This window comes from Nocardia niwae NBRC 108934 = DSM 45340 (assembly GCF_001613465.1).
Lineage (GTDB): Bacteria > Actinomycetota > Actinomycetes > Mycobacteriales > Mycobacteriaceae > Nocardia > Nocardia niwae.
Genome location: NZ_BDCK01000085.1, coordinates 1 through 644, shown reverse-complemented (window position 1 = coordinate 644; position 644 = coordinate 1). Strand labels below are relative to the sequence as shown.

Annotated in this window: 1 protein-coding gene; it reads right to left on the bottom strand. The window is 65.2% G+C overall.

Annotated features, from left to right (window positions below):
* On the bottom strand, window positions 1-644 hold a 644-nt coding region (locus NNI01S_RS32915; protein ID WP_157115178.1), incomplete at both ends, for an AMP-binding protein.

The following is a 644-nucleotide window of genomic DNA, read 5'->3' as shown; positions in this document are numbered from 1 at the left end:
GCGTTGTCGACCATCTGCTCGTCCAGCGACAGGAACGACACGTGCACCGTGGTCTCGGTGATGCCGTACATGTTCACCAGCCAGGGCGCGTCCACCGGGTGGCGCTCGTACCAGCGCTGCAGCTGACGCAGATCCAATGCCTCGCCACCGAAGACGATGTAGCGCAGGGCGAGCTCGCCCTGCTCGTGGTGTGCGGCGCGGTCGGCCTCGGCGAGCTGGTAGAACGCCGAAGGGGTCTGGTTGAGCACGGTGACTTGTTCGCGGACCAGCAGTTCGCGGAACTGCTCCGGGGAACGGGAAGTGAGGTAGTCGACCACGACGACGCTGCCGCCGTTGGCCAGCGCGCACCACAGTTCCCACACCGAGAAGTCGAAGGCGAAGGAGTGGAACAACGTCCACACATCGGTTTCGTCGAACTCGAACAGCAATTGGGTGTTGGCGAACAGCTCGACCACATTGCGGTGCGCGACGCCGACGCCCTTGGGCACACCGGTGGAGCCGGAGGTGTAGATGACATACGCCAGGTTGTCCGGGCGCAGCGGCGTGACACGTTCGCGATTGCGGACCCGCGCGTCGTCGTAGCCGGTGGTCTCCTCCAGCAACAGCGCCGGAATATTGCCCGCGGGCAGTGAGTCCAGCTCGGC